Origin of the sequence: Amycolatopsis kentuckyensis (genome assembly GCF_041679295.1) — a bacterium.
GTDB lineage: Bacteria > Actinomycetota > Actinomycetes > Mycobacteriales > Pseudonocardiaceae > Amycolatopsis > Amycolatopsis kentuckyensis_A.
The window spans coordinates 966,027-987,432 of record NZ_JBGDMD010000001.1 but is presented as its reverse complement, the minus strand read 5'-3'; the positions used below and the strand labels follow the sequence as shown (position 1 = coordinate 987,432).

17 protein-coding genes are annotated in these 21,406 nt (G+C 72.2%); 8 read left to right on the top strand and 9 right to left on the bottom strand.

Going from position 1 to position 21,406, the window contains the following annotated elements:
* Positions 1-12: 12 nt before the first annotated feature.
* From ACERZO_RS04555 to ACERZO_RS04545, 3 genes are all read right to left on the bottom strand, one after another.
* Positions 13-1,224: a PucR family transcriptional regulator gene (locus tag ACERZO_RS04555; RefSeq protein WP_372662117.1), complete on the bottom strand. Its 1,212-nt coding sequence runs from the start codon at positions 1,222-1,224 to the stop codon at positions 13-15.
* Between the two features lie 62 nt (positions 1,225-1,286).
* The gene (locus ACERZO_RS04550; RefSeq protein ID WP_372662114.1) at positions 1,287-3,104 is read right to left on the bottom strand and encodes a rhamnogalacturonan lyase; all 1,818 of its coding nucleotides are present in this window, start codon (positions 3,102-3,104) and stop codon (positions 1,287-1,289) included.
* A gap of 28 nt (positions 3,105-3,132) precedes the next feature.
* A complete protein-coding gene (locus tag ACERZO_RS04545; protein WP_372662111.1) occupies positions 3,133-5,409 on the bottom strand; it encodes a cellulase family glycosylhydrolase in 2,277 nt (758 codons plus the stop codon).
* A gap of 159 nt (positions 5,410-5,568) precedes the next feature.
* Here ACERZO_RS04545 and ACERZO_RS04540 point away from each other — a divergent pair, with 159 nt between their 5' ends.
* The 3 genes from ACERZO_RS04540 (at position 5,569) to ACERZO_RS04530 (ending at position 8,384) form a co-directional block, all read left to right on the top strand.
* A complete protein-coding gene (locus tag ACERZO_RS04540) occupies positions 5,569-6,354 on the top strand; it encodes an SDR family oxidoreductase (protein WP_372662108.1) in 786 nt (261 codons plus the stop codon).
* A gap of 169 nt (positions 6,355-6,523) precedes the next feature.
* The gene (locus tag ACERZO_RS04535; RefSeq protein WP_372662104.1) at positions 6,524-7,495 is read left to right on the top strand and encodes an esterase-like activity of phytase family protein; all 972 of its coding nucleotides are present in this window, start codon (positions 6,524-6,526) and stop codon (positions 7,493-7,495) included.
* 76 nt (positions 7,496-7,571) lie between these two features.
* Positions 7,572-8,384, top strand: coding sequence for a SigB/SigF/SigG family RNA polymerase sigma factor (locus tag ACERZO_RS04530; protein ID WP_372662101.1), 813 nt, complete (start codon positions 7,572-7,574; stop codon positions 8,382-8,384).
* A 74-nt stretch (positions 8,385-8,458) separates the two neighbouring features.
* On the opposite strand, the gene ACERZO_RS04525 is transcribed toward ACERZO_RS04530, so the two are convergent.
* Positions 8,459-8,647, bottom strand: coding sequence for a hypothetical protein (locus ACERZO_RS04525; protein WP_372662099.1), 189 nt, complete (start codon positions 8,645-8,647; stop codon positions 8,459-8,461).
* A gap of 10 nt (positions 8,648-8,657) precedes the next feature.
* A complete protein-coding gene (locus tag ACERZO_RS04520; protein ID WP_372662096.1) occupies positions 8,658-9,236 on the bottom strand; it encodes an ArsR/SmtB family transcription factor in 579 nt (192 codons plus the stop codon).
* A 184-nt stretch (positions 9,237-9,420) separates the two neighbouring features.
* On the opposite strand from ACERZO_RS04520, the gene ACERZO_RS04515 reads away from it, so the two are divergent.
* The 3 genes from ACERZO_RS04515 (at position 9,421) to ACERZO_RS04505 (ending at position 14,450) form a co-directional block, all read left to right on the top strand.
* A complete protein-coding gene (locus tag ACERZO_RS04515; RefSeq protein ID WP_372662093.1) occupies positions 9,421-14,040 on the top strand; it encodes a DUF6531 domain-containing protein in 4,620 nt (1,539 codons plus the stop codon).
* 67 nt (positions 14,041-14,107) lie between these two features.
* Positions 14,108-14,263, top strand: coding sequence for a hypothetical protein (locus tag ACERZO_RS04510; RefSeq protein WP_372662091.1), 156 nt, complete (start codon positions 14,108-14,110; stop codon positions 14,261-14,263).
* 16 nt (positions 14,264-14,279) lie between these two features.
* Positions 14,280-14,450, top strand: a complete 171-nt coding sequence (locus ACERZO_RS04505; protein ID WP_372662088.1) for a hypothetical protein — start codon at positions 14,280-14,282, stop codon at positions 14,448-14,450.
* Between the two features lie 58 nt (positions 14,451-14,508).
* Here the strand turns inward: ACERZO_RS04505 and ACERZO_RS04500 are convergent, their stop codons facing one another.
* The gene (locus ACERZO_RS04500) at positions 14,509-15,456 is read right to left on the bottom strand and encodes a GlxA family transcriptional regulator (protein WP_372662085.1); all 948 of its coding nucleotides are present in this window, start codon (positions 15,454-15,456) and stop codon (positions 14,509-14,511) included.
* A 71-nt stretch (positions 15,457-15,527) separates the two neighbouring features.
* Here ACERZO_RS04500 and ACERZO_RS04495 point away from each other — a divergent pair, with 71 nt between their 5' ends.
* Positions 15,528-16,160 carry an HD domain-containing protein gene (locus tag ACERZO_RS04495; RefSeq protein WP_372662082.1) on the top strand — a complete coding sequence of 211 codons (633 nt, stop codon included), beginning with the start codon at positions 15,528-15,530 and terminating at the stop codon, positions 16,158-16,160.
* Positions 16,161-16,182: 22 nt separating this feature from the next.
* Here ACERZO_RS04495 and ACERZO_RS04490 read toward each other — a convergent pair whose 3' ends face one another.
* Positions 16,183-16,770, bottom strand: coding sequence for a TetR/AcrR family transcriptional regulator (locus ACERZO_RS04490; RefSeq protein ID WP_372662080.1), 588 nt, complete (start codon positions 16,768-16,770; stop codon positions 16,183-16,185).
* A 93-nt stretch (positions 16,771-16,863) separates the two neighbouring features.
* On the opposite strand from ACERZO_RS04490, the gene ACERZO_RS04485 reads away from it, so the two are divergent.
* Positions 16,864-17,883, top strand: a complete 1,020-nt coding sequence (locus tag ACERZO_RS04485; protein WP_372662078.1) for an NAD(P)-dependent alcohol dehydrogenase — start codon at positions 16,864-16,866, stop codon at positions 17,881-17,883.
* Between the two features lie 132 nt (positions 17,884-18,015).
* On the opposite strand, the gene ACERZO_RS04480 is transcribed toward ACERZO_RS04485, so the two are convergent.
* Both ACERZO_RS04480 and ACERZO_RS04475 read right to left on the bottom strand, forming a co-directional pair.
* Positions 18,016-19,734, bottom strand: a complete 1,719-nt coding sequence (locus ACERZO_RS04480; RefSeq protein ID WP_372662075.1) for an ABC transporter ATP-binding protein — start codon at positions 19,732-19,734, stop codon at positions 18,016-18,018.
* Positions 19,731-21,401 carry an ABC transporter substrate-binding protein gene (locus ACERZO_RS04475; protein ID WP_372662072.1) on the bottom strand — a complete coding sequence of 557 codons (1,671 nt, stop codon included), beginning with the start codon at positions 21,399-21,401 and terminating at the stop codon, positions 19,731-19,733. Before ACERZO_RS04475 ends, ACERZO_RS04480 begins: the two co-directional genes overlap by 4 nt.
* Positions 21,402-21,406 lie beyond the last annotated feature (5 nt).

Sequence of the window (21,406 nt, the reverse complement as noted above, 5' to 3'; positions counted from 1 at the left end):
AGCGGGTACCGGTCAGGGCACACGCGGTGGCGGGAGGAACGGCAGCGCGCGGACGACCAACGCGAGCTCCAGGGCCAGTTCGCCGCCGGTCAGCGACCGGCCGGTCAGCTCTTCGATCCGGTGGATCCGGTTGAGCACGGTGTTGCGGTGGCAGTGCAGCGCCTGCGCCGAGCGGGTGGCCGAGCCGCCGGTGCGCACCCAGGTCGCCAGGGTGTCCAGCAGCGGGCCGCGCTCGGCCGTCCGCAGGTCCAGCAGGTCGCCGAGCCAGTCGCGCTGCAGCGACTCGGTCAGCTCGGGCGAGGAGAGCAGCAGGGCTTCGGGCAGCCGCTCGGCCAGGCAGACGACGTCGACGCGGCCCGGCGGGACCGTCCGCATCGCCAGCACCGCCTGCCGGTAGGCCGTGTGCACCGCCGCCAGCCCGTCGACGACGAGGGACACCCCGGCCGGCACGGTGAGCACGGACCCGATCACCTCGACGACGGCCGTCACCTCCCGGCCCGGCAGCGAGACGAGCCCGACGAGGACGTCCGCGCGCGACTGCCAGGCGGACGCCGAGCGGAGGTCCTCCAGCGCGGCTCCGAGCGGCTCGGCGAAGGCGGCGTCGCCGGGCCCCGCGGCCGCAACGACGACGTACGGCCCCGAGATCGGCAGGCGCAGGGCGCGGCCGGCTTCGTAGGCGAAGCCCGCGTCGGTGGCCCGGCCCTGCAGCAGCCCCTCCCACAGCGACGCGCGCCGCTGCTCGTCGGCGCGGACGAAACTGCGCTCCGCCGCGTGGTAGGCCAGCGCCACCTGGGCCGAGGTGGCGTCGACGACCTCCCACACGCGGGTGGCGAGGTCGAGCATGGCCTCGTTGTTCACGGACCCGGTCGCGCGGGCCTGCTCGGTGAGGGCCTGCCAGACCAGCCGGCCGCCGATCCGGAACGAGCGCAGCACGTCGTCGAGCGGGAGCTGCTGCTCCGCGCGGCGCCGTCCGGTCGCTTTCGCCGCGTCGTAGAGGTCTTCGCCGGTCCCGGCCGGGCGGCCGATCAGCTGCAGGACCCGGCGGAGGTTGTCGTGGCAGGAGCGCCAGAGGTCGTCGTCGGGCACGACGTCGTCCACGCGGTAGCCCGGGTTCTGCTCGACGATCACGGCGACCAGGGCGCCGGTGAGCTCGTCCAGCTCGTCCAGCACCCTGGCCGCCAGTGACCACGCGGTGTCCCGGGCCGCCGCCCGCGTCTCGCCCATCCGCACCACCACTGTCGCGCTCCCGCCGGCGCGTCAGCCTACGTCGCGGATTCCGTTCCCGCTCACCTCGCGAGCGCGAAGCTCGGGTGCGGCGGCTGGTTGTAGGCGGTGTTCTGCCAGGCGACGGCTTCCCGGTACTGCCGGTCCTGCATCAGCGAGACGTGGGAGATGCTCGTCGCGTCCGTGGTCGAGTGGATCCGCAGGGCCCGGTTGTCCGACGTCGGCCAGACGACCTCCTCGCGCCAGTCGCCGAACAGGTCCGCCTGCAGCGACGGCGTGTTCTTGGTGCCGTTGTTGGCGTGCACGCCGGACGCGGTCAGCAGGCGCGTGTCGGCGCCGGTGCCGTACTTGTCGATGTGGGTGCCGTCGAGCAGCTCGCGCTGGGCGTCGCCGTCCCACCAGATGACGAAGTTCGTCGAGGACGGCTTGCGCCCGATGTTCTGCCCGCTGGTGTTCAGCAACCCGGACACCGCGGACGACCAGGACTCCGCACCGGGGCTGCCGGCGTAGATGTCGTCGGAGACACCGCGGCCGTTGTCGCACGAGCAGGACGCGTTCTGCCAGATGATCTGCCCCGTCTTGGCGTCGGCCATCCACGCGGCCGGCTTGGACGTGTCTTCGTCCACTTTGAACTCTTCGAGGCCGGCCCGGCTCGGGATCAGGTCGCCGACGTGCATTGCGTCGCCGTGGCCGAGCCGGGTGTTCCACAGTGGAGCGCCGTTGTCGTCGATAGCCATGGCGCCGAAGACGATCTCGTCGCGGCCGTCGCCATCGGCGTCCGCGATGGCCAGCTGGTGGTCGCCCTGGCCGGTGTACTGCGAACCGGCCGAGTTCGAGTCGAACTTCCACCGCTCGGTCAGCCCGCCGCCCCGGAAGTCCCACGCGGCGATGACCGTGCGGGTGTAGTAGCCGCGGGACATGATCAGGCTCGGGTGCGAGCCGTCCAGGTACGCCGTCCCGGCGAGGAACCGGTCCACCCGGTTGCCGTAGCTGTCCCCCCACGACGACACCGTGCCGCGCGGCGGGTCGTAGTTCACCGTCGACAGCGCCGCGCCGGTGCGGCCGTCGAACATCGTCAGGTACTCGGGGCCGGACAGGACATAACCGCTCGAATTCCGGTAGTCGGCGCCGGAGCTGCCGATGACCTGACCGGTGCCGGACCGCGTGCCGTCGGCGGTCTTCATCGCGACCTCGGCCCGGCCGTCGCCGTCGTAGTCGAAGACCTGGAACTGCGTGTAGTGCGCGCCGGCGCGGATGTTGCGGCCCAGGTCGATCCGCCACAGCCGGGTGCCGTCCAGCCGGTAGGCGTCGACGTAGACGTTCCCCGTGTAGCCGGACTGCGAATTGTCCTTGGCATTGCTCGGGTCCCACTTGAGCACGATCTCGTACTGGCCGTCGCCGTCGAGGTCCCCGACGCTCGCGTCGTTCGCGGCGTAGGTGTAGCTCTCCCCCGACGGCGTGGTGCCGCCGGCCGGCAGCTGGATCGGCACGTCCCGGGTGCTCGCCCCGGCCGTGCTGTCCAGCGTCAGCGACTCCTCGGCCGCGAAGGCCGACATCCGCTCGACGCCGCCGACGACGGCCCGGACGGTGTACTCGGCTCCTGCCGGCGCGCCGGCGTCCAGGAAGCCGGTCGGCCCGCCGGCCGGGGTCTGCGTCACGCGGGTGCCGTCGCGGTAGACGGCGAACGCGACGCCGGTGGGGTCGTCGGCGAGCAGCCGCCAGCCGACCCGGTTTCCTTGTGGGGTGTGGACACTGACCACCCCGCGGTTCAGCTTGTCGAACTGCGGCGGCGCGGTTTCCGCCGCCGCGACGGCCGGGGTCAGCCCCAGCACGAGGACACCCACGGCGGCCACGACCAGCCGGCGACTCAGCGCGTGCATGCTCTTCTCCTTGTCTGGTGTGGACGGATCAGCCGGCCGTGCAGGTGCTGCCGTTGAGGGTGAACGACGCCGGCGCCGGGTTGGACCCGGTGAACGTGCCGTTGAAGCCGATGCTGGTCGACGCGTTCGGGGCCAGGGTGCCGTTCCAGCTCAGGTTGGTGGCCGTGACGTCGCCGCCGGCCTGCGTGAACGTGGCGCCCCAGCCGGGCAGGGTCACCCGCTGGCCCGCGGTGTAGGTGAAGGCGAGCGTCCAGCCGGTGAGCGTGCTCGTACCGGTGTTGGTGATGGTCACGCCGGCGGTGAACCCGTTGCCACCACCCCAAGGCGGCGCGGAATAGCCGATCTTGCACGTCCCGGTGCCGCCGCCGGCGCCGGTCGTCACACTGACGGCCGCGGAGTTCGCCGACGTGTTCCCCGCCGCGTCGCGGGCGCGCACCTGGTACCGGTAGGTCGTCGACGCCGTCAGGCCGGAGTCGGTGAACGTGGTCGTGCCGGTCGTGCCGACCTGGGTGAACGTGCCGTTGCCGGTCGCGCGGAGGACGTCGTAGCCGGTCACGCCGACGTTGTCGGTCGAGGCGGTCCAGGACAGCGTGGCGCCGGTGGCCGTCACCGCCGACGCGGACGGCGTGCCCGGTGTGGTCGGGGCCTGGGTGTCGGTGGTGCCCCCGCCGTAGATCGCGGCTTCCTTCGACGTCTGACGGACGCCGTTCGCGCCGTTCAGAAAGCGCTCTCCCCACGCCGTCAAACTGGCCGGGTCGAACGAGTCGACCAGGTCCAGGTAGGCGACGTCGCTGCTGTTGCCGCTCCACGACCAGCCGAGGTAGCCGAGGCCGCGGGCCTGCGCCTGGGCCATGATCGTGTCCTCGTCGGGGTTGCCGTCGGTGTGCATGTTCCCGAACTCCCCCACCACCAGCGGCAGGCCGGCGGTGCGGAAGGCGTCGAAGTACCCGGTGATCTCGGCGGCGGTGTCGTAGACGCCGTACATGTGGATGGAGAACACCGTGTTGTGCTGGGGGTCGGCGGCGAGCACCGAAGCGGCGTTGTCGCGCATGATGTTCTGCCAGTCCTGGCCCCACATCGGCGCGTCGGCCATCAGCAGGTGCTGCAGGCCCGCGCCGCGCAGCCGGGTGATCGCGGCGCTCGTCGCGCTCGCCCAGGTCGCGCTCACCTGCTGGTTGTTGCCGAACGGCTCGTTGCCCAGGTTGATCACGACGTGGTTCTCCTGGCCCTTGAGCGCGCTCGCGACGCTGATCCAGTAGCTCGCCGCTTGGTCCAGGCCGGCGGCCGCGCTTTCCTCACCGTAGCCGGTGGTGTCGTGGGCTTCCAGCACGCAGATGAGCCGGTTCTGCTTGCACAGCGCGATGACGCCGGTGACCTCGGCCGCCGACGTCGGTCCCCACCGCTGGCCGCTGCCGAGCACGACGCGGACGGTGTTGGCCCCGAAGGACTTGATGTCGGCGAAGGCACGGGTCTGGCTCGGGTACCAGGCGTAGGGGTGGTTGACGCCGCGCATCACGAAGGCCGCGCCGTTCGCCTCGACGACCTGCGTGCCGCTGACGTGCAGCCCGGCCGCCGCCGTCGCGCCGGGCAGCGCCGCGACCACGGCCGGGTACCAGCGGTTTTCCATCTTCTGGATGCCGGTGGTGCTGGTGGGGTGCACGCCGTCGGTCGTGTCGGCCGCGGTGTCGAACCCGGTCCACTGGTCGACGACGGTGATCGGCGACGCCGCCGTGGAGTGCGCCTGCGCCCACCCGGGGATGGCGCTGTTCAGGTCGACCACCCGCTGCCCGCAGGCGGCGCAGTTGGCCGGGTTCATCGGGATGATCTTGGCGACGACGAGCTTGGTCGCCGGGTTGCTCGCCCGCATCTGGCCGAGCAGCGTGGTGAAGGCGTCGAGGATCGTGCTCGGCGCGACGGCGTTCCAGACGTCGTTGGTGCCCAGGTGCATGAGGACGACGTCCGGCCGGGTGGCCGCCAGCCAGCCCGGCAGCTGGTTGTCGCGCACGATGCCGGTGGCGAGGAAGCCGCCGTGGCCTTCGTTTTCGCCGTCGTAGGTGAACCCGCACCCCTGCGGGGGCAGCGTGCCGACGAAGTCGACGTCGGTGTGACCGGTGTCCTGCAAGTGCTTCCACAGCAAAGCTCGCCAGCACCCGGGCGAGCCGGTGATGGAGTCGCCCAGCGCCATGATCCGCGTGGGCGCCGCCGCGGCTGCTGCGGTGACTGTGGCTGTGGCTCGCATCGGGGCGAGCGCGCAGGCGGCGAAGAGCACGCCGACCACGACCGCCCGGAGAAACCGCCGGGGCATACCGACCTCCTGGAGTAACCGACAGGGACAGTCGACGTGGGAGCGCTCCCAGCGGGGCAGTGTAATGGCTTCGCCACCCGGAGCGAAAGCATCGGCCGATTCGACCACGTCGTCGAAAACCGGTCGATGTGCGGCGGCTCCCGGATTACCGTCGGCGGCGTGACAGCACTGGAAGGCCGGGTGGCGATCGTGACCGGGGTCAGCCGCCGGGCCGGGATCGGGTTCGCGGTGGCCGCCGAGCTGCTCGCGGCCGGCGCCTCGGTGCTCGTGCACTCGTGGTCCCCGCACGACGCGGAACAACCGTGGGGCACCGATCCTGTCGGCGACGCCGGCATCGTGGACCGGCTGGGCGGCGAGGGTGACCGGCTGCGGCACGTCGCCGCCGACTTCGCCGACCCGCGGGCACCCGCGAAGGTCGTGGCCGCCGCCGTGGCAGCGTTCGGCGCGGTCGACGTGGTGGTCGCCAACCACGCCCGGAGCTCGAACCAGGCCCTCGCCGAAGTGACCGCCGCCGAGCTGGACCTGACCTGGGCGGTGAACGCCCGCGCGAGCGTGCTGCTGGCCCAGGCGTTCGCCGCCGCCCACGACGACGACCGCCCCGGCGGGCGGATCATCCTGTTCACCTCCGGGCAGCACCTGGCACCGATGAGCCAGGAGCTGCCGTACGCGATCAGCAAGGGCGCGATCCACCAGATGACGCTCACGTTGTCGGACGCGCTGGCCGATCGCGGGATCACGGTCAACGCGCTCAACCCCGGCCCGGTCGACACCGGCTGGGCGGATCCGGACCTCGCCGAACGCGTCGGCCGCGCCCTGCCCGCCGGGCGGTGGTGCCGTCCGGAGGAGGTGGCCCGGCTGGTCCGCTGGCTGGCCTCCGACGAGAGCCGGTGGATCACCGGCCAGGTCGTCAACGCCGAAGGCGGCTTCCGCCGCTGGGTGCTTTGAGTCCGATGTGGACGGTCAGCTTCGGCCGATCTTGATCGATCGTGCCCGGAACGGCGCACGGCCGGCCCATTGCCCGCCGGCGGCGGGCTCGGTACAGTCCGGTGCGTCAAGATCGTTCTTGACGACGCCGCGTTGCCCACCTCCCGCCCACCGGCCCCAGGAGCACGACGTGCGCATCCCCTCCCGGCTTTCCGCGGTCCTCTTCACCGCGTTGCTGGCCCTCCCCGTGGGCACCGCCCACGCCGCGACGACGACGTGGCCCGGCGATCCCGCCGTCACGGTCGCCGACGCTTCCGGTGTCTTCGGCGAGAACCTGAGCGGACTCGCCTTCGACGGCCCCGACGTCTTGTGGGCGATCAAGAACGGCCCCGGCACCCTGTACCGGCTCGCCCGCGACGGCGGCAAGTGGCGCCCGGCGGCCGGCTGGCCGTCCGGGAAGAAGCTGCACTACCGCGACGGCGGCGGCGATCCGGACGCCGAAGGGGTGGTGGCGACGCCCGACGGTGTCTTCGCGGCGACCGAGCGCGACAACGACGGCGACGGCAGCCTGCTGAAGGTGCTGCGGTTCGACACCGCGTCGCCGGCCGGGTCCCTCAGCGCGGCCGCGGAGTGGGATCTCACCGGCGACCTGCCCGCCGTCGACGACAACGGCGGGTTCGAGGGCATCACCTGGGTGCCGGACGCGTTCCTGACCGCGAACGGCTTCCGCGACGAGCACACGAAGGCGGTTTACGACCCGGCCGCCTATCCCGGCCACGGCAGCGGCCTGTACTTCGTCGGCCTCGAGGACGAAGGCATGGTCTACGCCTACGCCCTCACCCAGGCGGGTGGTGGCTTCACGCGCGTCGCGGCCTTTTCGGCGGGTTTCCCGGCCGTGATGGAGCTGGAGTTCGAGCCGGCGGCCGGCCGCCTCTGGTCGGTTTGCGACGACACCTGCGGCGGCAAGACGGCGACCTTGAAAATCGTCAACGGCAAGTTCACGGTGTCGGCGACTTACGCGCGGCCGGCGAAGATGCCGAACTACAACAACGAAGGCTTCGCGATCGCGCCGACGTGCGCATCGGGCCGCAAGGCCGTGGTGTGGGCCGACGACGCGAACGACGGCGGCCACGCCCTGCGCGCGGGAACGCTGCCCTGCTGATCCGGCGCGCTGCTCCGGATGTACCAACGCTTCACGGGTTCGTGTGGATCGTGACGGCTTTGGGTAAGTGGTCACCATGGTTGTCAGAGCCCCTGAGCGGCCCGCCGCGACGCTCACCCCCGCGCCGCGGCGGGCCAACCAGTTCGCCCATTGCGCTCCGCTGTTCGACGAGCGCAGCGAGCTCACGCCCGGCGACCCCCGCCAGGCCGAGCTGCGCGCCCGGCTGATCACCGAGCACCTCGCCCTGGCCGAGAACATCGCCAAGCGCTTCGCCGGCCGCGGCGAGTCGTTCGACGACCTCGTGCAGGTCGCGCGGACCGGCCTGATCCACGCGGTCGACCGCTACGACCCGGGCCGCGGCCGGGACTTCCTGTCCTTCGCGGTCCCGACGATCATGGGCGAGGTCCGCCGCCACTTCCGCGACAGCGCGTGGTCGATGCGCGTGCCGCGGGCGTTGAAGGAGCTGCAGCAGAACCTGGTCAAGGCCACCGGCGAGCTGGCCCACGACCTGGGGCGCTCCCCCACGCCGAGCGAACTGGCGGCCCACCTGGACATCGACGTCGAGACGGTCCGGGAAGGACTGTTGGCGGCCGAGGCGTACAAGCCGGCGTCCCTGGACGCACCGGTCCGCGGCGGCGGCGACACGGGCACGATCGGCGACCAGCTCGCGGACCGCGAATCCCCGTACACCAAGGCAGACGACCACCTGACCCTCGAGGCGGCGATGGCGGACCTCCCGCCCCGCGAGCGCGCGATCATCGAGATGCGGTTCGTGGAGGAGCTGACGCAGAGCCAGATCGCGGAGCGGGTGGGCGTGTCCCAGATGCAGGTGTCCCGGCTACTGGCGAAAACGCTCGAACAGCTGCGCCACCGGGTGGTCGCGGGCTGAAGGTCCGGAGGCGCACGTTTCGCTCTTCGGGTCGAGACGGGCGGCCGCTTCGCGGCCTGGGAACAGCCCGAGGCCTACGCCGCCGACGTCCGGCGGGCGGTCAAGCTCGGCGCTTGAGCGGTCACCAGTCTCAGGCCGGTTTCCACGAGGAGCCACCCGAGACGTTCCCGTCGCGTTCCTTCGCGGCGGACGCGGACCGCCGCCCGCCTCAGGTCCGCTTCGCGCTCGCGGACCAGGTCCTCGGCCAGTAAGAAGTGCACCATCGTTTCCCCCTCAGTCGGATTCTTCGGGCCGCGCCTGCCGCGGGAACGCCGACCAGTGCGCGAGCACGTTGTCGTCGCCCGGTCGCGCGTCCCGGCGGTAGCGTTCGATCACGGCGTCGACCTCGGCGCTCATCGCCGCCGCTTCCTCGGGTGTCAGCGAAAGCCGCACGTCGCTGAAGACCGCTTTGTCGTACCACCGGCCGATCCACCGCGGCAGTTCGCTGACGAACCGCGCCTCGGCCTCGTACCGGTGCTCGATCACCGAGCGCAGGTACGTGTCCAGCGGTGCCGCGAGATCCGGGTCGCCGAGGAAGTCGACGACCCGCATCCGCGTCGACTTTTGGGCGGGCTTCCACCACCGTTCGCGCTTGTTGCCGCGTTCGCTGTCCTCTTCGACCAGGCCGGCCTCGGCCAGCAGCCGCAGGTGCCAGCTCGTGGTGCCGGAGCTCTCCCCCACCCGCTTGCCCAGCCCGGTCGCGGTCGCCGGGCCGTCCGCCTGCAGCAGTTCGAGCATGCGCATCCGCAGCGGGTGGGCCAGCGCCCGCAGCATCCGCGCGTCGAGCGGCCGCGACGGTTCTTCCTCGGTCATGCCATCACCGTAGACCACAGAGGATCCTTTGCAAAGGGTCCTCTGCGCTTGCCTTGCCCGCCCGAGCCAGGGATCGCCGGATTTTCGGGCAAGCACGGCTTCCGCCGTCACGGCGCTGCTACGTTCGCCGGAAGCTCTTTGAAAGTTTGACGACTGTTCGCCGTGACGTCAGGAAGGTCGCGTAGTGGGCAACCCGCTGGTCGCGGAGACCAAGGACTCCACCAAGGCGTATTCGGGCATTTCGCTGCTGGAGTCGGCGAACGACCTGAAATCCGCGATCGAAAGCGGCGACTGGGCGTCGGTCGCGCTCGGCGCCGTCGGGACCGCGCTGGACGCGTTGTCGATGGCGATGGACCCCTTCGGCGCGATCCTCGCCGCCGGTGTCGGCTGGCTCATCGAACACGTCGGCCCGCTCAAGGAAGCCCTCAACGGGCTCACCGGCAACGCCGACGAAATCGCCGCGCAGTCGGAAACCTGGAAGAACGTCGCCACCGAACTCGGCAGCATCGGCCAGGACCTCACCGGCATGGTCAAGACGGACATCGCGTCGTGGACCGGCACCGCCGCCGACACCTACCGCCAGCGCGCCCAGGACACCGTGACGTTGCTGGAAACCGCGCAGAAGGGCTGCGAAGGCGCCTCCAGCGGTGTGAAGACCGCCGGCGAAGTCGTCGCCGCGGTGCGCGCGCTGGTGCGGGACATCATCGCCGAGCTCGTCGGGCACCTGATCAGCTGGGCGCTGCAGGTGGTGTTCACCCTCGGCATCGGGATGACCTGGGTCGTGCCGCAGGTGATCACCGCGGTCGCGAAGACGGCGTCGAAGATCGCGGACCTGACCAAGCGGCTCGTGAAAGCGTTGCAGGCACTCATCCCGCTGCTCAAGCGCGCCGGCGACCTGTTCGGCGACGCGGCGAAGGCGCTGAAGAACATCAAGCCCGGCAAGGCCGCGCCACCGCCGAAGCACGCCGACATCAACGGCAACCCCAAGGACCTCGGCGGCCCCAAGGGCAAGGGCGACCCCGACGCGCCGCCACCCAAGACCGACCCACCCCCCAAGGGCGACGACAGCACCAGCACGTCGGGCGCCAAGGGCGACCCGCCACCGAAGGCCGATCCACCGCCCAAGACCGACCCGCCGCCGAAGAGCGACCCGCCCGCCGACGGTCCGCCGCCGAAGGCCGATCCGCCCGGAGGCACGCCGAAGGGCGGCCCGGACGGCGGCGGCACGCCGAAAGGCGACCCCAAGGGCGACGGCCCGCGCGACCGGGCGGTGCCGGACGACAAGAAGGTCTGCGTCTCCGACCCGGTGGACGTCGCCACCGGCGAGGTGGTGCTGACGCAGATCGACCTCACCCTGCCGGGCGAGGCGGGCGAGCTGGTGCTGTCGCGCACGCACCTGTCGTCCTACCGCGCGGGCCGGTGGTTCGGCCGCTCGTGGGCGTCCACTTTGGACCAGCGGCTGGAGGTCGGGCGCGACCGGGTCCGGTTCTACGCCGAGGACGGCATGGTCCTCGTGTACCCGCTGCCCGAAGGCGACCGGCCCGTGCTGCCGATCGAAGGACCGCGCCACCCGCTGCGGCGCACCGCCGAGGGCTACCGGTTGTCGACCGGCCTCCGCGACCTCGGGTTCGCCGCCGGCCCCGGGCCGGTGCGGCCCCTGACGCTGATCGAGCAGGACGGCTCCCGCACCACGATCGACCACGACGGCAGCGGCGCCCCGCGGCTGCTGCGCCGGGACGACGGCACCGAAATCGCCGTCGAGTCCGGCGCCGGCCGGATCACCGCGCTCGGCGTGCCCGGCGGCGCGCCGGTCGTGCGGTACGGCTACAACCGGCTCGGCCAGCTGACGCAGATCGCCGGGTTCGCGGGGCGGCCAGTGAACCTCGACTACGACGTCGACGACCGGATCGTCGGCTGGCAGGACCGCACCGGCACCTGGTACCGGTACGTCTACGACGCGGCGGGCCGCTGCGTCCGCAGTGTCGGCGCCGAGCGCTACCTCAACGGTACGTTCGCCTACGACACCGAGGCCCGGACCACCCGGCACACCGACGCGCTGGGCCACACGTGGACGTACCGGATGAACGAGGCCGGGCAGCTCGTCGAGCGGACCGACCCGCTCGGGCACACGCGCCGGTACTCGTGGACCCGCTACGACGATCTGCTGTCGCAAGTGGACGAACTCGGCCGGATCACGTTCTACGGCTACGAAAACGGCGTGCTGACGACCGTGACGCGGCCCGACGGTTCCGTCGTGCGGCTGACGCCGACCGGGACGGGCGAGGTCGAGCTGCAGGCCGGCGACGCGCGTGTGGTCGCCGCGGCAGCCGACCCGTACGCCGCGCTGCCGGGCGTCTCCACCCGGTTGCGCGTCGACGGCCCGGCGGACGTCCTCGGCGACGAACCGGTGCTCACCGCGGCGGTGCGGCCGGGCGACCGCGACCCGTTCGGCCGGCCGCGGCTGGTGCACACCGCGTCCGGCGGCGCGGCCCGGCTGGGCTGGACGGCCGAAGGGCAGCGGTCCTGGCGGATCGGCCCCCACGGCGAACGGGAAAGCTGGCGCCATGACGGCGAAGGACGCGTCGTCGAACACCGGGACGCCGCCGGGCGGACGACGCGGCGCACGTACGGCCCGTTCGGCCTGCCGATCGAGGAGTTCGACGCCGCCGGCGCGCGCACGGCGTACGGCTACGACGCCGAGCTGCGCCTGATCGCCGTGACGAACCCGCGCGGCCGGACCTGGCGCTACACCTACGATCCCGCCGGTCGGCTCGTCGAGGAGACCGACTTCGACGGCCGCCGGCTGACCTACGCCTACGACGAGGCCGGGCAGCTGCGGCGGATGACCAACGGCCTCGGCGAGGTCACCGAGTACGCCTACGACCAGCTCGGCAACGTCGTCGAGCGCCGCACGGCCACCGGCGTCACCGGATACGCCTACGACGCGCTCGGGCAGCTCGAGTACGCGGCCGACAACGACTCGGTCCTGCAGATCGTGCGGGACGAGCGCGGGCGGGTGCGCGAGGAGACCGTCAACGGGGTCGGCGTGCGCTGGACCTACGACGCCACCGGGGTCCACCGCACCACTCTGTCCGGTGTGGACAGTGAGTGGCGCTACGACGGCGAGCTGCCGGTGTCGCTGCGCGTCGCGGGCCACGAAATCGCGTTCGAGTACGACGACGCCGGCCGGGAGACCGACCGATCGGTCGACGGCGAAGTGGTGCTGCGCCAGGTCTTCGACGCCGCGGACCGGCTCGGCGAGCAGGAGATCACCGGCCTGGGCCGGCGCGCCTACACCTACACACCCGACGGCCGGCTCGCCGCGATCGACGACGCGCGGCCGGTCCGGTTCGGGTTCGACCCGGCCGGGCGGGTCGCGGAGGTGCTCACGCCCGACGGCGTCGAACGGTTCGCCTACGACGTGGCGGGGCGGCTCACGCCCGTCGGAACGCAGTACGGCCACGACCCGCAGGGCCGGGTGACCAGCCGGGTGCACGCGACCGCCGAGTGGCGCTTCGTCTGGGACGAGCTGGACCGGCTGGTCGCGGCGATCGGCCCGGACGAGTCGTTCTGGACCTACCTCTACGACCCGCTCGGCCGGCGGTTCGCCAAGCGGCGCTGGGAAATCGGCGACGACGGCGCGCCGCGGCAGACGGCCGAGACGTGGTTCGTCTGGAGCGGCGCCGAGCTCGTCGAGGAGGTCGAGCTGACCGACGACGGGCACTCGCGGGTGCTGACCTGGGAGCGGCACCCCGGCGACGGCCGTCCCGTGGTCCAGGTCGAGCAGCAGGGTGCCGAGGTGCGGTTCCACACGGTGGTCACGTCCCCGGCCGGGACGCCGACCGAGCTCGTCGGCCCGGACGGAAGCGTCGGCTGGCAGGCGCGCACGAGCTTCTGGGGCGAGCTGCTGCCGTCGACGTCCGGCACCGCGCCGATGCCGCTGGCCTTCCCGGGCCAGTACCGCGACGCCGAAACCGGGCTGCACTACAACGTCTACCGCTACTACGACCCGCGCACGGGCCGGTACCTGAGCCAGGACCCGCTCGGCCTGGCCGCGGCGCCCGACCCGGTGGGTTACGTCGAGCAGCCGTACCTGCAGGCCGACCCGCTGGGCCTGGTGCAAAGCCCGTGCGGCAAGACGGGTGGCCCGAAGGCCCCGGACAACCCGGCGGGCGGCGGCGACGCGGCGAAGCTGCCGCCAGGGTCGAAGAAGCCGGACGGCCTCGACGAGTTCCGCGACCCGGACGGCAAGATCCGGCCGCACAACCTGACCGACGAGCAGTACGCCAAGTTCTCGAAGAAGTGGGACGAGATGATGGCGCCGGGCAAGGACAAGTCGTGGTTCTGGTCGGGCGGCCACATCAAGGACTCGGTCGTCGACCCCGCGACCGGCAAGCAGATCTCCGGGTCGACGTACCACGGCTCGATCGAGAACCCGGCGATCGACCTGGCGAAGAAGAACGGCGGCAACACGCTCGAAGGCCTGCTGAAGGACAACAACGTCGAGATGCCGAAGTTCTCCGACAACCACCCGAACGGCGAGAAGGTGTGGAAGGACGCGTCGAAGGCGCTGGCGCACAACGCGGAGGGCGACGTCCACATCGCGCTGCCGAACACGCCGGGCAAGTCGAGCGGCTGGCCCGGTCAGGGCGACGAGCTGGGTTCCCGCCGGCCGAACAACGTGTTCGACATGGACGAGTTCCCGATCCTGCGGCACAACCCGAAGGTGGACAAGGTCTGGGCCCACGACACGGACTACCCGGACGCGCCGCCGGTGGTCATCTGGGACAAGACCAAGCGCTGACCCTCAACCGGCGGCGGTGTTCGGGCGTGGGAGGGAGGTCCGCACCGCCTACCGGAAGAGGATTCGCATGGACACCCTGCCGGAAGACCCGATCGGCCCGCCGGTGCTCGGCCAAGCGGCACCGCTCGTCACCGCCCGCAACCAGGCCCTCGCCGGCCGCGACCCGCGCCGGGACATCTTCATCCAGACCACCACCGTCAGCCTGCACCCCGAAGACAGCTGAGCTCGGGAGGAGCCGCATGAACGAGAACGCTTCACCGGACGACCCGCTCGGCCCGCCGTTGCTCGGCCGGGTCGTGCCGCCGGTCACCGGCCGCAACGAGGCGCTGACCGGCCGGCACGCCCGCAAGGACGGCCTCGGCACGCTCACCACCTGGCCGACCATCGGCCTGCACCCCGAGGACAGCTGAGCCGCCGCCCGCCACCGGCCGCGCCGGTGGCGGGCCCTCGGCGCGGGGTTGCCCTGGCTCAGTCCGAAACCCGCCGGTGGCGGAACAGCGCCCGGTACTCCCGCGGTGACGTGCCGAGGTGCCGGTGGAACGCCGCCCGCACGGTCGCCGTGCTGCCCAGCCCCGTGTGCCGGCCCAGGTGCTCGACCGGGAGGTCCGTCGTCTCCAGCAGCTCCCTCGCGAGGTCCAGGCGCGCGCCGGTCAGCCACGCCATCGGGGACGTCCCCGTCTCCTCGCGGAACCGCCGCAGGAACGTGCGCCGCGACAGGTGGACACGGGCGGCGAGCGCGTCGACGTCCACTTCGCGCGTGAGATCCGCCAGCAGCCAGTCGCGCAGCGGGCCGAGGCGGTCGCCCGTCGGCTCCGGGCGCAGGCGCTCGATGTACTGCGCCTGGCCGCCCGCGCGCTGCGGTGGGGCGACCAGCTGGCGCGCCTTGGCGTTGGCCGCCGCGGCGCCTTCGTCGGTGCGGATCAGGTGCAGGCACAGGTCGATCCCCGCGGTCACGCCGGCCGAGGTCAGGACGTCGCCGTCGTCGACGTAGAGCCGGTTGGGCAGCACCCGCACGCGCGGGTAGCGGGTGCGCAGGTCGGCGGTGAACTGCCAGTGCGTGGTCGCGGGCCGCCCGTCGAGCAAGCCGGCCTCGGCGAGCGCGAAGGCCCCCGTGCAGATCGAGACGATCCTCGCGCCCCCGGCGTGGGCGGCCCGCAGCGCGTCCAGGACGGCGCTGCCCGGCGGGGTGCCGACGTCGGCGTAGCCCGGGACGATCACCGTGCCGGCGCCGGTCAGGGCTTCGAGCCCGGCGTCCGCGGCGATCGTCAGGCCGCCGCCGGCCACCGGGACCGGACGCCGGTCCGCGCACACCGTCAGCTCGTAGTGCGGGTCAGAGCCGAAGACCTGCACCGGGATCCCGACGTCCAGGGCCAGCACGCCCGGGAGCGCCAGCACCGTGACGCCGTGCCGCTTCATGGCACGATCCTAGCGGTGACCGGCCTGCGGGCCACTGTCGCCGGCCGCCGCCGGCTTCTAGCGTCGACGCGGTGACCGACTTCCTCGCCCTGCCCGCCGGGCCGCTCGCCGACACGATCCTCGCCACCGTCCGGAAGACGGAAAGCCCCGCGGTGGCCAACCACAGCGTCCGGAGCTTCCTGTTCGCCCGCCTGCTCGCCGAGCACGAAGGCTGCCAGGACGACGCTGCGTACGACGCCGAGCTGCTGTTCGCGGCCACCGTCCTGCACGACCTCGGCGTGGGCACGCTGGCGCCCGGCCGGACGCGCTTCGAGGTCGAGGGCGCCGACCTCGCCGCCGAGCTGCTGACCGAGAACGGCGTCGGCGCGGCGCAGGTCGACCTCGTGTGGGAGGCGATCGCGCTGCACACCTCGCCCGGCATCGCCGAACGCCGCGGCCTGCTGGCGTACCTGACTCGCGAAGGGGTGGGCATCGACTTCGGCCGCAACGCCCACGTCGTCACCGGCCGGCACGAGCGCATCCACGAAGAGCACCCACGGCTGTCCATGGTCCCGTCGCTGGTCGACGCCATCGTCGAGCACGCGGCCCGCGCGGAAGAAACCGCCGCACCGCGCTATTCGATCGCCGGCGAGCTCCTGCGCGAGCGCCGCGAGGCCGGTGTCACCGGACTGGAACGCGCGACCGCCGGCACGCCCTGGGAGTGACTCGCGCGGTCGAGGACCTGGATCAGGGGCGCGGAGGTCGAGCCCCGGCCGTGAGCACCGGCAGCGCCAGGCGATCGACGACGTGGTCGAGGAAACCGACGTCCAGCGGCAGCCGCCACAGCCACCGCATGAACAGCACCGACGCGACGACCTCCTCGAACAGCCCGGCGTCGACCGGGCCCGGCAGCTCACCGCGTGCGACGGCCCGCTCGACCACCTCCTCGGGGAGCCGCGCGCCGCTGGAGAACCGGGTCTCCAGCTCGTCGATCAGCTCCGGGTCCGACGCCCGGGCCTGCACCAGGCCCACCGCCAGGCTGCCGTCGTACCCGGCGAGCACTTCGGCGAAGCGCCGCGTGTGCGCGAGCAGGTCGCCGCGGAACGTCCCGGTGTCGGCCGACCACGACGTCCGGCTCCCGTGGTAGCGGGCCATGGCCGCGACCGCGATCTCGCGCTTGTTGCGCCACCGCCGGTAGATGGTGGCCTTCGACGTGCCCGACCGGGCGGCGACGGCGTCGATCGTCATCGAGACGTACCCGGACTCGGCGAGCAGCTCCAGCACCGCGTCGAGGATCCGGGCGTCACGGGTGGGATCCAGCGGGCGAACACTCATGCGGCGATCATATCAGTGCACGTCACAGCGTCAAACGGTACGAAACCGTTTCGTACTGTAGGGTCGACGGTGACTCCGACAGGAAGGGACACCATGACCGTCACCTCCTACGCGGCGCACTCCGCGGGCAGCCGCCTCGAGCCGTACGACCGCGAGCCCGGCCCCCTCGGCGCCCTGGAAGCCGACGTCCGCGTGACGCACTGCGGCGTCTGCCACAGCGACATCGGCCAGATCGACGACGAGTACGGCATCACCCGCTACCCCTGCGTCGCCGGGCACGAAGCCGTCGGCGTGGTCGAAGCCGTCGGCAGCGCCGTCGACACCGAGCTCCTGCCGGTCGGCACCCGGGTGGGCGTCGGCGCGATCGCCGGGGCGTGTTTCCGCTGCGCCTTCTGCCTGAGCGGCCGGCACAACCTCTGCCCGCGGCGGGACGACACCGTCATGCGCGGCGACCGCGGCGCCTTCACCGAGCTGCTGCGCGTCTCCGACTGGCGCACCGCCTACCCCATCCCCGACGCGATCCCGTCCGAGCAGGCGGCGCCGATGATGTGCGCCGGTGTCACGGTCTTCGCCCCGCTGCTGCGCCACGGCGTCCGCCCGGTCGACCGGGTGGCCGTGGTCGGGATCGGCGGGCTCGGCCACCTCGCCCTGCAGTTCCTCGCCCACTGGGGTTGCGACGTCACCGCCATCTCGACGTCCCGGTCCAAAGAGGACGACGCCCGCCGCTTCGGCGCCACCTCCTTCATCGCCACCGGCGAAGAAGGCGCTCTCGAAGCCGCGGCCGGGTCGTTCGACTTCATCCTCTCCACGGTGTCCGCGAGCCTGCCGTGGGGCGACTACCTCGACCTGCTGGTGCCGCAGGGGCGCCTGAGCGTGGTCGGCGTACCGCCCGAGGCGATCGCCGTGCACCCGATGCAGCTGCTGCCGGCCGAGAAGACGATCTCCGGCGGCGTGCCCGCATCCCCGAGCGAAACCCGGCTCATGCTCGATTTCGCGGCCCGGCACGGCATCGGGCCGCAGGTGGAGACCTTCCCGGTCGCGGAGATCAACACCGCCGTCGACCTCGTCCGCGGTGGACGGGCGCGCTACCGGGCGGTCGTCTCGCTCACGTGATTCCGGACGTTCGCCCGGGCTCCTCTGCGTACTCGGGCGCCCGCCCGGTTTCGAGGCAGCTCAGGTGCCGCAACGGTCGGCGGCCCCTTCTCCAGGGCACGGGAGCAATTCCCTCCGAGGTGAGCAGCCGGCTCAGCGCAGCTGCCGCCAAGCCTCGCGCCGCCGGCGCTGGGCCTCCGGGTCCGCCACCGGAGCCGCCGACAACAGGCGCTGCGTGTACGGGTGCGCCGGGGCCGTCAGCACCTCCTTCGTCGGGCCCTGCTCGACGACGTGGCCGCGGTGCATCACCGCCACCCGGTCGGCCAGCTGCTCGATCACCGCCAGGTCGTGGCTGATGAACAGGCACGCGAACCCGAACTCGCGGCGCAGGTCGCGCAGCAGGTCGAGGACCTTCGCCTGGATCGTGACGTCGAGCGCGCTCGTCGGCTCGTCGGCCACCAGGAGGTCCGGGTTCAGCGCCAGGGCCCGGGCGATGCACGCCCGCTGGCGCTGGCCGCCCGACAGCTCGTGCGGGTAGCGACCGGCCAGCGACGGCGAGAGCTGGACCGAGTCCAGCAGCTCCGCCACCCGGCCGTCCACTTCGGACGAGGAGACCGCGCGGTGCAGCCGCAGCGGCGTCGCGACGCTCTCCCCCACCGTCGTACGGGGGTTCAACGACGACAACGGGTCCTGGAACACCACGCCGATCCGGCGTCGCAGCGCCTTCGCCGCCCGGCCGCGCACCCGGGTGATGTCCGTGTCTCCGATGTGGACGGACCCGCCGGTCGGGGCGAGCAGCCCCGTGACGGCGCGAGCGACCGTGCTCTTGCCCGAACCGGACTCGCCGACCAGGCCGAGCACCTCCCCCGGCTCGACGTGCAGGTTCACCCCCGCGGCGGCGCGGACGGCGATCGCGCGGAACCGGCCGCGGTAGGTCACCGACAGGTCCGCCACCCGCAGCAGCGGCGCCTCGGCCGGCACGTCCGGGACCGACGCGACCGCCGGGTGCTCCACCGCGGCGACGTGGCCGGGGCCGACCGAAAGGTCGGCCGCCAGCGCGCGTTCGAGCCCCGTCGTGGCCGTCGCCGAAAGCGAGACGACCGAGCCGAGCAGCTGCCGCGTGTACTGCTCGGCCGGGGAGGTGAAGACCGCGGCGGCGGTCCCCTGCTCGACGACCCGGCCGTCGTGCATCACCACCACGCGGTCGGCCAGGTCGGCGACCACGCCCATGTCGTGGGTGATCAGCAGGATCGCCGTCCCCAGCCGCGAGCGCAGATCCCGCAGCAGTTCCAGGATCTCGGCCTGGACGGTGACGTCGAGCGCCGTCGTCGGCTCGTCGGCGATCAGCAGCTTCGGCTCGTTCGCCACCGCCATGGCGATCACGACGCGCTGCAGCTGCCCGCCGGACAGCTCGTGCGGATAGGACCGGAACCGCTCGCGCGGCTCCGGCAGCCCGACCAGGCCGAGCAGCTCGACCGCCCGGTCCCGGGCGGCGGGTGCGGCGAGCGGCCGGTGCGTCCGGATCGCCTCGACGAGCTGGTCGCCGATGGTGAACACCGGGTTCAGCGCGCTCATCGGCTCCTGGAACACCATGCCGACCTCGCCGCCGCGGACCTCGCGCAGTTCGGCGGGCGGCATCGCGTAGAGGTCCCGCCCGGCCAGCTCCGCGCGGCCCGTCACGCGGGCCGTGGGCGGGAGCAGGCCGAGCAGGGACATCGCGGTGACCGTCTTGCCCGAGCCGGACTCCCCGACCACCGCGACGACTTCGCCCGCGCGGACCTCGTAGCCGACTCCGTTGACGACTCGGACGGCTTCGACGTCCCCGAACGAGACCGCGACGTCGTGCAGCCGCAGGAGTCCGGCCGCGGTCACTGCAGGATCCCGAACTTGCGGTAGTCGACGTAGGCCGGGAACCGCCCGATCTGGACGTCGCCGACCTGCGACCCGTGCAGGAACGAGTTGCGGGTGTAGATCAGCGGCACGACCGGCGAGTCGGCGAGGATCTTCTTGTCCAGCGCCGCCCACTTCTTGCCGGCCTCCGCCGGGTCCACAGTGGCCTGTGCCTCGCCGATCAGCTTGTCGACCTCGGGGTTGTTGTACCGGGACTCGTTGTACCCGCCGTTGCCGATCTCGGTGGACTGGAACAGCGGCTGGATGTTCGCGTTGGCCGACGGGATGTCCGGCTGCCACGAAGTGAGCGTCAGGTCGTAGTCCGACAGGCCCTTGGTGTCCACTTCGGACGTGTAGGTGTCCTCGTCGAGCGGCTTGATGGTGACCTTGATGTTCGCCCGGGCGAGCGCGGCCTGGATCGCCGCGGCCTTCTCCGGGTAGCCGTTTTCGTTGTGGGTGGCGAGAACCAGCCCGTCGATCCCGTTCGGGAAGCCCGCCTCGGTCAGCAGCTGCTTGGCCTTCGCCGGGTCACCCGACGGCGGCGCCGGGTACAGGTCGTACTGCTCGCGGCCCTGCAGGCCCGGGGTGATCAGCGTGGTGGCGACGTCCCCGGCCAGCTGCGCGCTGCCCGCGCTCGCGACCTGGTAGGCGGCCTTGTCGACGGCGTACTGGAACGCCTGGCGCACCTTGGGGTTGGCGAGGTTGCCGCGCTGGGTGTTGAGCGAAAGGTAGGCCAGCGCCCCGGATTCCGACGTCACCAGCCGGGACTTCGCCGACGCGTTGCCCTGGATCTGGGCCAGCTGGGCGGGTGAGGCGAACGACATGCCGAAGGCGTTGCGGTCCTTGCCGGTGTCGTCGATCAGCCGCTTGGAGATGACGCTGGTGTCCTGGCCGAGCTCGAAGTCGATGGTGTCCGCGTACGCCTTGCGCGTGGTGTCCTCGTCGCGGCTCCAGTTCGGGTTGCGCACCAGCTTCGCCGACTTGCCGCGCTCGTAGCTCTGCAGCTGGTACGGGCCGGACGCGACCGGGTGGTCACCGTAGTTCGCCTCGGCGCCCTTGCCCTTCGGCACCGGTGAGAACGCCGGCGTGCTGGCGACCCAGTTGAAGTCGCCGTAGGGGCGGGCGAGGTGGAAGACGATCGTCTTCTCGTCCGGCGTCTGGATGGTGTCGAGCTCCTTGCCGTCGAACGGGCCCTTGTACGCCAGGCCCGGCGAGAGCAGGTCCTTGTGGTAGGCCAGGCCGCCGGAGAACGCGGGCGCGAACGAGCGCTCCAGGCCCCACTTGACGTCCGCCGAGGTGATGGCGGTGCCGTCGGCGTACTTCAGGCCGTCCTTGAGGGTGAACGTCCACGTCTTGCCGCCGTCGGTGGCCTTCCCGGTGTCGGTGGCCAGGTCCGGGACGATCGTGGTGTCCTTGCCCGGCGCGACGTCCCACGACGTGAGCCGCCGGTGGATCAGCCCGAGCGTCGTGACGACGAGGTTCGAGCTCTTCGCCGGGTCCCAGGTGATCGACGGCGCGTCGTTGAGCAGGACGAGGTTCCCGCCCGGCTTGACGGTGCCGCCCTGGCCGGCCGGTGTGTCGTTGGCCCCGCACGCCGTCAGCAGTGTGACGGCGGCCAGCACCCCCGCGGCGAACCGCAGCTGTTTCATCGTTA